8 protein-coding genes are annotated in these 11600 nt (G+C 67.5%); 5 read left to right on the top strand and 3 right to left on the bottom strand.

What is annotated here, in order from left to right; genetic code table 11:
• The first annotated feature begins 65 nt into the window (after positions 1-65).
• The 3 genes from ACPW96_RS17685 to ACPW96_RS17675 all read left to right on the top strand — a co-directional run bounded on the left by ACPW96_RS17685 (position 66) and on the right by ACPW96_RS17675 (position 3981).
• Positions 66-1484 (top strand): right-handed parallel beta-helix repeat-containing protein, encoded by a 1419-nt coding sequence (locus ACPW96_RS17685; RefSeq protein ID WP_425884575.1) that lies wholly within the window; start codon positions 66-68, stop codon positions 1482-1484.
• A 108-nt stretch (positions 1485-1592) separates the two neighbouring features.
• Positions 1593-2696, top strand: coding sequence for a glycosyltransferase (locus ACPW96_RS17680; RefSeq protein WP_425884574.1), 1104 nt, complete (start codon positions 1593-1595; stop codon positions 2694-2696).
• A 70-nt stretch (positions 2697-2766) separates the two neighbouring features.
• Entirely contained in the window at positions 2767-3981 is a 1215-nt protein-coding gene (locus tag ACPW96_RS17675; RefSeq protein ID WP_425884573.1) for a glycoside hydrolase family 5 protein, read from the top strand.
• A 31-nt stretch (positions 3982-4012) separates the two neighbouring features.
• Here ACPW96_RS17675 and ACPW96_RS17670 read toward each other — a convergent pair whose 3' ends face one another.
• Positions 4013-5206: an Ig-like domain-containing protein gene (locus tag ACPW96_RS17670; protein ID WP_425884572.1), complete on the bottom strand. Its 1194-nt coding sequence runs from the start codon at positions 5204-5206 to the stop codon at positions 4013-4015.
• A gap of 240 nt (positions 5207-5446) precedes the next feature.
• On the opposite strand from ACPW96_RS17670, the gene ACPW96_RS17665 reads away from it, so the two are divergent.
• Together ACPW96_RS17665 and ACPW96_RS17660 are read left to right on the top strand one after the other, a co-directional pair.
• Positions 5447-6409, top strand: coding sequence for a glycosyltransferase (locus ACPW96_RS17665; protein WP_425823210.1), 963 nt, complete (start codon positions 5447-5449; stop codon positions 6407-6409).
• A 26-nt stretch (positions 6410-6435) separates the two neighbouring features.
• Entirely contained in the window at positions 6436-8631 is a 2196-nt protein-coding gene (locus ACPW96_RS17660) for a glycosyltransferase (protein WP_425884570.1), read from the top strand.
• Here the strand turns inward: ACPW96_RS17660 and ACPW96_RS17655 are convergent.
• Together ACPW96_RS17655 and ACPW96_RS17650 are read right to left on the bottom strand one after the other, a co-directional pair.
• A complete protein-coding gene (locus ACPW96_RS17655; protein WP_425884568.1) occupies positions 8604-9866 on the bottom strand; it encodes a polysaccharide pyruvyl transferase family protein in 1263 nt (420 codons plus the stop codon). The genes ACPW96_RS17660 and ACPW96_RS17655 overlap by 28 nt on opposite strands.
• A 56-nt stretch (positions 9867-9922) precedes the next feature.
• Positions 9923-11359 (bottom strand): O-antigen ligase family protein, encoded by a 1437-nt coding sequence (locus tag ACPW96_RS17650; protein WP_425884567.1) that lies wholly within the window; start codon positions 11357-11359, stop codon positions 9923-9925.
• Positions 11360-11600 lie beyond the last annotated feature (241 nt).

The following is an 11600-nucleotide window of genomic DNA, read 5'->3' as shown; positions in this document are numbered from 1 at the left end:
AAGTGGGTTGCGAAGAAGCCCCCAACTGACGTCTGGGGACCGAATCGACAATTCACGGAGGAAACATGCGACGCCCAGGCGCCGACCGGAAGACCGCACTCGCCCTCACAGCACTGCTGATCCTCGGAGGAGTCACTCAGGCGGGACCCGCCTCCGCCGCCACGATCGTCGGACCGGCGACGTACGAAGAGTCCTCGAGTGCGACCGTGTACACGGGCTCATGGGCCTCGCTCGAGTCCGGCGGCTCGAGCGGCGGCGCCATCCGCTACGCCGACGGGAAGGCCTCGGCCACTCTGACGTTCCGTGGATCGAGCATCACCTGGTACACGTGGAACTCGACCTCGGGTGGCATCGTCGACGTGTACCTGGACGACGTCAGGCAGAAGCGCGTCGACAACTACTCGGGTACGAGGACGACGAAGATCCGGGCGTTCACGGCTGACGGGCTCAACGGCGACATCCACACGATCCGGATCGCCGGGACAGGTTTGTCGAACGCGAACTCAAGCGGCACGATCACGCACCATGACTCCTTCGTGGTCGGAAGGAAGACATCACCTCCCGCTGTGAGGTCCCTGCCGATCCGGATCGAGGACTGCCCTGCCGCCACAGTCCGCGTGCACACTGCCAGTGAGCTTACGAATGCCCTCGCTGCGGCACGTCCGGGCACCGTCATTCACCTCGCCGCCGGCACCTACAGGGGCGGTTTCGCACTGACGGCGTCGGGAACGGCGACCGCTCCGATCTGGGTCTGCGGGCCCAGGACCGCCGTGGTACAGGGTGATTCGGAATTCTCGGGAACCGCGATGCGCCTGGGCACAGCCAGTCATGCACGTGTCACCGGGTTCACGGTGACCAATGCCCTGGCGGGAGTCATGGTCAAGTACGGCAACGACGTTGCGATCACCGACCTGCATGTCCGCGACACGGGGAACGAAGGCATCCATCTCTACGGGCACACCACCGACAGCTACGTCGTGGGCAACCTCGTGGAGCGAACAGGTCTCGTGAACCGGCCATACGGTGAGGGGATCTACATCGGTACGTCGGGACGCCGATGGGCCGAGGTGACCAACGGCCAGCCCGACCGCTCGGATCGGAACACCGTTGCGCTCAACACGGTCAAGGCAACGGGTGCTGAGGGGATCGAGGCCAAGGAAGGCACTTCCGACGGCTCGATCCTTCACAACACGGTCATCGGGCACAGCTCTGGCTCGAACGCCAACGCCTGGATCATGGTGACGGGCAACGACTGGTACATCAGCGGCAACTCCGGCCAGAACGCCGTGAAGCACGGGTACGCGTCGTTCGTCTCGAGCGACGGGAACTGGGGCTACCGGAACATCTTCCGGGACAATTCGGGAAGCGGCACCCCCGGCACGAGCCTCTGGATCCAGAGTCCGTCGTCGGGCTCGCAGGTGTCGTGCGACAACTGGGTGGATGCGGCGGCGGGTGGCGTCACGAACGTGTTCTGCGCCCCGTGAGGTTCGCCGCGTCGTCCATCCCGGGGCGTACTAGTGGGTGACCGGGTCATGGGCGGCGAAGAGGGCGAACTCGGGGACATTAGGGTGGAAGGCACAGGGGGAACTTCGGTGACATCGAAAGACAAGGGCAGGATAGCGTTCGTCGTCACGTCGCTGCGCGACGGTGACGACGACCCGTCGATCGCGTGGATGGGTTGGTTCGCAGACGCCGGGTACGCCGTGACCGCGATCCCTCTGCTGGCCGGGCCGGTCTCGTCGTCGTTGCATTCTTCGGTCGACGTGACCGAGAACGCCGCGGTGCACGGGCACAAAGCCAAGATCAGCGCTGTCAGCGCGCTGATCGGCTCGAGTGCGTTCGGCGCCGTCGTCGGGGTGCGCACGGAATCGAATCTCGTCGTGCTGGAGGCCATGAATGGGCACTCATCGCCGCCGCTTGCGGTTGTCACGGAGGAGAACCCTCTGAGCCTCTTCCTCGATTCCGAGTCGCGCACCCGACGCCGGCAAGTGCGCGACGCCCGCCGAGCCTATCGACGCGCGGACCTAGCGATCTCCGCCTCGCATCCGATCGCTGCAGAGCTCACCGCGGCGTTCGGGGTGCCCGCCAGCCGGAGCCTCGTCGTGCCGCGACCCGTTCTCGCGCAGAGCCGGGAGGACGCCACGTTCGCCGGCCCGCCGGAGGGGGACGGTCCGATCCACCTCGTGCTGACGTGCGAGCTGACGGCGCGCACCGACGCCGATGTCGTCGTGCACGCCGCGAAGTCCCTCGGCGATCGCGGCATCCGGAGCGAGGTGCTGTCATTGCGCGGAGGCCCACGCGAAGCCGCTCTCCGCACGCTGGCCGACACTCTCGGGGTTCCGTTCTCGATCCGCCACGATGTCGGCGAGGACGACTGGCGGCTTCCCGCGGGATCGGTCGTGGTCCTCCCGTCCCGCAGCGAAGGCGTCGGCGCGGACCTGGTCCAGGCGACCTCACGCGCCGTGCCGGCGACGGCGATCTCGACGGCACTGGGCGTCGCTGATGCGATCATTCCGGGCGTCACGGGCGAGCTCGCCCTCGATGACCACCCGCTCTCCGTTGCCGACGCCGTCGAGCGCGCATCGAAGATCAAGGTCACGGACGTCGGCGGCTGGATCGATCGCTTCACCCCTCGATTCAGCGGCGCGCTCCTCGAACGCGCCGTGCAGTACGGCCATGGCCTTGCGGAGCGCTAGGAAACGCATAGGAGTTCGCGCGACGGTGCTGCTGGCCGTCACTGCTGCGATCGCGATGACTGTCGGATTGATGCTCTGGCCGAGCTCCACCGGGGATCTTCTCCTCGGCGGCTCCGGGGAGCAGGCACGGCCCACTCCCCGGCCCACAAGCACCGATCCCTCCGGCGGGAGGGCCGTCGGATCCCGCAGCGTCGACGAGACACTTCGATTCGGCGATGGAAGTTACCTCGACGGTCACGACTACCTGCGTGGGGTGAACATCTACAGCCTCATCTTCGCCGGCAAGCAGGACGACCTCTCCACTCTCGGGGAACCCGCTTCGAGCTATGCCTTCCTCGCGTCCCGCGGGGTGTCGATCATCCGCCTTGCCGTGCCATGGCAACGGCTCCAGGAGATCCCGCCGGGCGGCGACGCCGCGGACGGGCTTCAGCAGCCCATCGACGCCGCCTACCTCGAGGTGGTCGCCGAGCAGGTGAACCGAGCAGCGAATGCAGGCATCCGGACCATCATCGACCTTCACAACGGATGCACGTATCCGTGGGGCGCCGGAGATTTCGTCGAGGGGAGCCTCCGATGCGGCGACGGTATCACCGAGGCGCACGTGACCAACCTCTGGCAGACCATAGCCGAACGGTTCCGCGACGATGAGCGGGTCGCCGCGTACGACATCTTCAACGAGCCGCGCTGGTCCGTAGGCGTGCAGACGTACAAGCGATACGCGCAGGTCGCGGTGGATGCCATCCGCTCCACAGGCGATGACCACGTCATCTGGGTCGAGGGGATCCTGAGCGATAAACGTGGGCGACTGGCGGCCATCGCACGGCAGGGCCCCTGGGTCATCGATCCTCTCGACAAGGTCATGTACTCGGAGCACTTCTACGCGAACGAGCGTGGCGCCGGCTTCGTTCCCGGCACGGACTACTCGCCCGTGCTCGACCGGTTGCGGACGTTCGGCGACTGGTGCCGCGCGTGGGCTGTGAGATGCTCCGTCGGGGAAGTGGGATGGCCGTCCGGTGGCGCGAACGGAGCCCAGTCGGATGCGGACGCCGCAGGGTGGAACGAGCTCTTCGATCAGTTCTACTCGCTCGCCGACGAGTACGAGCTCGATGTGACGTACTTCGCCGCGAGTTCCACGACGCAGGTGGGCACACTTCTGGCGTACGTGAGCAGCGACCCGCGCCCCCTCTCGCCGGTCGGCATCGACACCGCCCTGTCGCAGGCCTCGGTCATCGAGGCACACCTGTCACGACCGACGCACCCCCAAGACGACCCGCCGGCAGGCTGAAGCGCCCACCGGCGGGCCGAGACGCCCGCACTCAGTTGGCGATCTTCACCTTGATCGGCGAACTGATACCGACATTGCCTGCCGCATCGGTGGCGCGCGCCGTCACGACGTAATCGCCGTTCGGAGTCCGGGGCCCTACCGTCCAGATCCGTGCGCCCCACTGTGTCGCAGACTGCTTGGTCAGAGTCAGGAGCCGGGACTCACCGTGGTAGATGCCGACATCGACCACGCCCACGTTGTCGGTGGCGTTGACGGTCACCGTGGCGTAGCCCTTGAGCACTGCACCGTTGACGGGCGCGACGATGGCCGCCGATGGCGGAGTGCGGTCGCCGCCGGACGAGGCGCCGACCCACCGCTCCATCGACGCGATGAAGTCCGGGAGGGCGAAACCGGGGGTCGAGTGGCCGTTCGTGTGGGCACGCATCGTCGCCTCGGCGGCAACGGGGCTGGCGAGTGCAAGGAGCGCGAGCCCGTGATCGTCCGGCGGGACGGTCAGATCGGTCTCGCTGGGCTGCGACACGACGATACGCATCGTCGATCCGGCCCACGCTGCAGCGGAGTGACGGGCGGGATTGGCTGCGTCGATCGCGCCAGGGTCGTCCCCGAAGGCGGCGATGACCGAGTCGCGAGCCCGGCCGCCCGAGTCGTAGTGAGCGCGTATGTCGTACGTTCCGTTCACGCTGTACATTCCGGCAATCGATGGGATGAGCTTCGATGCGTAAGTCTCCGTCGCGAGCGCGCCGCCGGCGGAGGTCGCTCGCAGGACGTTGGTTTTGACTGTGAAGGTCTGGCTCATGTACTGATAGCCGGCGACTTGAAGCGCGGTGGCAGTGGGATGCGAGTAGAGGTTGCCGCCCGCCGTCTGGCAGATCGCCACCCATCCGTGGTCGACGACGGCCGCGGAGACCAGTTTGAAGCCGCCGTCGAGCGCGTTGTGATCGCTCGAGCCGCCGTGGTAGAACCACACGACCGGCACCGCCTGGCCACTGAACGGCTTGACCGTCTGGGGGACGTGGATGCGCGCCACATCGCCATTGATGCGCACGCAGATGTTGTCGAAAAGCGTGCCGGCAGCCGTCAACTGGTTCGGCTTGCGGAAGTACTCGCCCGGCAGCTTGGGCGTAGGAGTCGACTCGGCGAACGCCGGCACTCCGGTGGCAGCGGTGAGCGCCAGCGCGCCTACACCGCCCGTGGCGAGCGTGATGAATCCGCGTCGCGACACCATCGGCGATGTCGACGGAAGTCCTCGATTAACAGTCCCCATATTTTTCCCCTAACCTGTAAGCATCCAACTATGTCATGGGTCTAGGCGCGTGAACGAGCCGTTAACGGTCGTTTCGGGCGGGTAAAAGGTCACGTCAAGCCACTGTGCACCGACGGCTTGCCCTACTAGCCTTGGTCATAAAGAGGAGGACTCGCCGACGGCGTGCCGAGGCCTACGATGTTCTGCGGGCGAGGAGAAGGCATGCTGACGGATTCGATCGCGCCGATGGGCGCAAAGGCCCTACTCGTCTGCTCGACGGGCGGCCATCTGTCAGAGCTCATCCGCCTCGAGGCGCAGCTCGGTGTGAATCCCGAGTCCCTCTGGGTGACCTTCGACACACCGCAGAGTCGCGAGCTGCTGGAGGGCCGGCGCATGATCGCGCTTCCGTATATCGGCCCTCGCGACCTCAAAGGCACGCTCCGCGCCATGCCGGTTCTGCGCCGTGCGCTCCAAGCCGAGTCGTTCGAGGTCGCCGTTAGCACCGGCGCCGCTGTGGCGGTGGCAGCCCTTCCCCTCGCTGTGCTGGCAGGCGTTCCTGCGACGTACGTGGAGAGCGTCTCCCGCGTCCACGGCCCCTCATCGACGGGGCGCATCCTCGAACTCGTCCCCGGCGTACGCCTTCGCACTCCTCACCCGCAGTGGAGCCGCGGACGGTGGGCGCCGGCGCATAGCGTCCTCTCGGACTTCCGCAGCGTCCCTGCGGCGACGAGGGCCGTTCCGAGGAAGGTGTTCGTCACGCTCGGTACCATCCGGGGGTACCGCTTCGACTCCGTCGTCGACGCCATGCTTCGGACCGGTTACGCGAACGACGAGACGGTGTGGCAGCTGGGCGATACGGATCGCAGCGACTCCCTCCCGGGCACCGTCCACCAGTACATGTCTCCCGATGACTTCGCGCGCACCGCGCTCGAGGCGGATGCGGTCGTCACGCACGCCGGCGTCGGCACGCTCCTCGAGCTGCTCGGGATGGGCATCTATCCGGTCCAAGCGGTGCGCCGCGCTCACCGCCGCGAGCACGTCGACGACCACCAGACAGAGATCGCACGCCTCGTGAATGAGCTCGACATCGGCGTCGCCGTTGACGGACCGGAGCTGACGGGCTCCGCCATCGAGAGGGCCGCGTCGCGTCGGATCGTCGATGGGCTGCGAGCGGGCGCCGCCTAGTGACCGACCCACAGCAGGAGGCCCCGATGACCAGCCGTGACATCTTCGCCGTCGGACGGGGTCAGTACGAGAACATCGGCGACATAATCCTGCGGCGACCGCTTCTGGACTGGGCCCGCGCAGCAGGAACGCTGCACGTCTATGTCGGAAGCTCCCCCGATGGCTACGATGAGGGACTCGGCCTTCGGCCGGAGGATCACGTGTACCGGTCCTTCGGGCGCTGGTATGCGGCACTGCTTCGCTCCGCTCTCCGCGGGCGGGCGCACTCCGTCTACAAACCCGGCGAAGTTCAGTTGACGCTGATCGGCATGAAAGAGCACGTCACGATGCTGCCAGCCGTCTCGCTGGTCCGGCTGCGCGGCGGGACCGTGTCGCGAGTCGGCGTCGGAGCGCGCAACTTCGCCCCGTTCCCACGTGCGCTCATGTGGCCGTCCAACGCCCTCAGCAGCTATACACGCTGGCGCGACGACCGCACGGCTGCTTACCTGGGCCACGGGCCCGCTTCTCCCGATCTCGGCTTCTACGAGGGCATGCCCGACGACGAACTCGTCTCGAGTCTCGGCGACGGCCGCGCCGAGCGCGACCTGCTCGTCGTCTCCCTGCGGGCGGACGCGGAGGTCGCACCCAGGCCCTACCCCGATGGGGAGTGGTTCGCCGGCATCCGTGCAGCCGCAGACGCCCTCGACCTCCGGATCTGCGTCGTGTCGCAGGTCAGTGTGGACGACGGGCGCTCCCATCGACTCGCCGCCGACTTGGGCGGGGCAGAAGTCGTCTCATGGCCGGAGTCACGCGGCCATGGTCCGCAGGAGGCTCGGCTGCGCGAGGTCTATCGGCGCACCGCGGTCGTAGCGAGTGACCGGCTCCACGTCCTCATTGCGGGCCTGACCGAGGGCTCCGGCGCCGTGGGGCTGCAGCTGGATGACTCTGACAAGATCTCCCGCCACTTCTCCACGATCGGGCTCGAGGACCTCACCATCAACAGCACCGGCCTCACGGGCGATGAGTTGGCGGACCGCATCGTCCGGATCGCCCGCCGTCGGCGGGAGCAGGTCGGCGCGCTGCTGCTCGCGCGTGAGCGTCTTCGTGCGACCAAGCAGGGCTTCCACGACACCATCGCCCAGGCGCCCGCATCCGTATCCACGCCGGCCCCCGATGCGAGCGCACGGCCCCGCATCTATCACGTCGGCCGCGCGGGCGACATCCCCGGCGGCATGACCCAGGTCATCAACGCGTATCTGGCCTGGCCCTTCGAGAACGTCTCGGTGCGGGTGCTCGAATCCCGAGGAGATCCGGGCGACCACATCACGGCCGCTCGGCGCCTCGTCCGGACCCTCCGAAACGTCCGCGCAATCGCTCGACGGGGAGAGCGCGCAGTCATCGTGACGCATCTCTCCGAGCGAGGATCCTTCCTTCGCGAAGGCCTGGTTGCGCGATACGCCAACCGCCTCGGCCTGCCCGTGATCGCTCACCTCCACGGAAGCGAGTACGCACAGTACGAGCGCTCCAACCCGGCCTCGGTCGCACGAGTGCTGCAAGCGTGCACCAAGGTCATCACACTGTCCCAGGACTCCAGCGACATAAGTGCGCGCCACGTACCGGCGGACCGGATCGAGCTCGTTCCCAACGCGATCCCCAGTGGGACGCCGCGAGCGAAAGAGAAGCTGGTCGTCTTCGGAGGTGTCGTCTCGCACCGCAAGGGCATCGATGTCCTGCAGGAGGCATGGCGCGAGGTCTCGGACGAGCACCCGGAGTGGGAGCTCGTGGTCGCAGGTCCGGTGCGCGACGAGCACCTGGTCGACCGTGCGCTCCCGCGCACGCGGTGGCTCGGCAGTGTCTCGCATGCTCGACTCATGGAGCTGCTCGAGCGCGCGGAGATCGCGGTTCTGCCCTCCCGTGACGAGGCCATGCCGATGTTCATCCTCGAAGCGATGGCGCGTCGCGCGTGCGTGATCTCCACCGAGGTCGGGGGTATCCCCCTTGTGCTCGGTGGGGGCGCGGGCGTGCTGCTGCCGCCGGGCGACGCCGCGGGGCTGGGTGAGGCGCTCCGCAAGGCCGTGGGTGACGCGACCTGGCGTGCGGAGGTCGCGGCTCACGGGCACTCCCGGTTCGAAGAGGAGTACTCGGCAGAGTCGGTGTATCCCCGTGTGGAGCGAATCTGGCTCGACGCGCTCGACGATCGCGAGGCGCCGAGCCGTCAGCGACTCGCGTTGCGCTCCGCGTAGCGCTCCCGCGCGTCGTTCCCACTGATCCGATCGATGTTGGCGGCGGCCAAGGCACGCGCGCGGGCGGCGCCCGCCTGCACGCGGTCGCGGGCGTCCGGCGCCGCCAGCACCTGGCTCGCTACGGCCCAGATCCGCTCACCCATCCCCGGTCCGGGTGCGACGCAGAGCTCGGGCCATCCGAACAGCTTCATCAGACCCTCGACCTTGCCCTGAGTCGCAAGAGTGATCGCGGGGGTACCTTGGGCCAGCGACATGATGGCCAGGTGCATACGCCCCGTGACGATGAGCGATGCACGATTCGCGAGTGAACGGATGGTGGACGGCGAAAGCTGCTCGTCGATGAGCAGGACTCCCTCGCCTCCGCTGGCTGCATAGACTTCGCGACACGCAGTGAGGTCGTCCGCCGTGTCGCGCAGCACGTGCGGCAGCAGGACGACGGTGAATCCGTCCGCGCGCAGGTGGTCCAGCAGCGCCGTGTACTCGGGTACCTGATCGACCGTGCGTGCGATCAGACCACTCACGTTCACGATCGCGAAGGGACCGTCGATCCCCCTCAGGATGCCGTCGGCCTTCGCGTCGTCGCGCCGATCGTCGGTGAAAACGATGTCAGCCGTCTCGACGACGCCGCCGATGCCGGCGTCACGCACTCGGGCAGCGGACGCAGGATCGCGAAGAAGCAGGCGCACACCGGCCGCGCCCGCCCGGCGCAGCGCACGCAGGGCCGCTGCGGGTGCTTTTCCGCTCCAGCTGAACCCGAGCACCGTCGTGTCGATGCCCGCGCGGGCACTGCCCGCGGCGATCGCGGAGCGGCGGAGCGAGCTGCGCAGCACGTACACCCCGTCCATGATGTCGGCCCCGACGATCGACACCGTCGCGGCATCGGTCAGCAGCAGCTTCAGTCGCGCGAGGGCGTTCGCGTGAGCGCCGCCTGCCCCGTAGAACAGACCGGGGAGGGCGACGATCTCCGCGCCGGCGGCGAGATCGACCGGGAGCGTGAAGTCCTTCGGACCGCGTGTCACGACAGTCACCGGCCGGTCCGCGGCCGCCACAAACGCCTCTACCATGGCCTGGTCGCCGATGTTTCCGGCTCCGGGTGGCGCGATGAGGACATGGCGGGCGGATCCGCGCCGGACGCCCTCGAGCGCCGAGGCGACCCGCTGCTCGGTGATTCCCAGGTGATCGAAGACTCCTCGGGTGAGGAGGGTGTATCGGAGGCGGACGTGGCGAACGATCATTGGAGTCCTCTGGGTCGAAGTGGGCGCCGTTCGGCGCGGGAGCTGATCGGGGGAAGTCACCCGCTGGTCGGCTGCATCACGCGGCCTGCGGAAAGCGGCTCGAACTCTTCGGGGCGCGGTCGCGGTGTCGAGTCGTGCACGGCGAGAAGCACCAGGAGTCCGATCACGATGTGCATGCCCCGCACCGCGTCCAGCGAATTGAAGCTGCTGATGGAGACGGTGTACGCGATTATCGCGAGCCCAACCGCAAGGTCTCCGCGCGCCCACGCGCTCCAGATGAGGCTTGAGAGGAACAGAACGAACAGCACCAGCCCAGGCAGGCCGATGCTGATGAGCAGCTGGAGAAGCGAGTTCTCGATGACGATGGTGTCGAACAGGCGTCCCGTCTGGCCCGAGGTTCCGGGCCCAGTGCCGAACCAGTCGCTGTACTCAGCCGCGCTGACCGCCACGGTGATCGCGCGCTCGCGAACACCGGCGGACAGCTGCGACTCGATCGACGATGCACGTTCCACAAGCGGGCCGAAATTGAGGGCCACCACGGCCCCGAGCCCGGCCAGGCCGACGAAAACAAACCACCGGCCGACGTTCCGCCAGCCCAGGAAGAACGGCGCCGCAATCACCGCAACGCCGACGGCCACCCCCAGCGCGACGATCGAGCCACGCGATACCGTCGCCAGAACCCCACCGGCGGCCAGGCCGCCGCAGAGGAGCATCCACCGGCGCCCTGTAGTCAGCCACGTGCCGATCCCGAGCATGGCGGGGACGGTGAGAAAGGCGGCAGCGAACAGTGGGTGGCTGAATGGCCCCTGCGCGCGGTAGACCGCGAAGCCGAATTCCCGCGAACCGCCCAGCCAGCCGTAGACGGGCGACATCCCGAGCACCAGCTCGACCATGATGTTCGCGCCCGCGAGAGCACCGCCGATCAGGAGGACCGTCCGCAGAAGCGCGACCTCCTGGCGCGCATCGAACACGAGGAGAGGAACCAGTGCGCTGACCACGAATGCGAGCGTCCATCCGACCGTCGTCTCGTTGACGCCCGACCGCAGGATGGAAACCCCGAGCCACGCGACGAGCAGGACAGCGAAGGTATACACGGCCAGACGGGGGCCGATCCGCGACAACGGTGGAAGGCGGGATGCACGCCCCGCGCCGTGGGCGAGTACGATTCGGCGCAGTACCCAGATCCCCATCACCAGAGCGAGTGGAGGCAGGGCGTTGAACGGCCCGTCGTTGGGAACGAATCTCGTCGGCACCACGCAGAGCACCGCACCGACCACCGCCGGGATCATGTGCACCGGCATGAGGAAGACGCCGAGGACGAGAACCGTCAGCAACGGGATCGCCAGCGCAAGCTCATAGGACGGCTGCTCGACCGTAGCAAGCAGGCCGACGGTCGTGATACCCGTGAATGCGACGGCCACGACGAACACCGCGGCCGACCGGAGCCGGTGGTTCCACTCCGTGCGCCCGGCGACGAGGTATGGAGGCGTCACAGACTGGTCCCCGTGCGCATAAAGCCGTTGATGGTGCCTCCGGGAACGTGCGGGTTCATGTTCAGAATCGTAGAGAGTCGCCGTGAAGTGTCTGTTTCGGCGGGATTAATGTTCTGCACTGCGGGCTTGACCCGACCTCTGCAAAAAGGGCGAAGCCGCCAGAGGCCTCCCCTCCCACCCTAACGCACCCTGCCGCGTTAACCTCGCCGTAACAGCCAGGCGGTAGGAATGAACCATCAGG

Origin of the sequence: Micromonospora sp. DT81.3 (assembly GCF_049847225.1) — a bacterium.
Lineage (GTDB): Bacteria > Actinomycetota > Actinomycetes > Actinomycetales > Microbacteriaceae > Microbacterium.
This window is presented reverse-complemented; position numbering and strand designations above follow the sequence as displayed.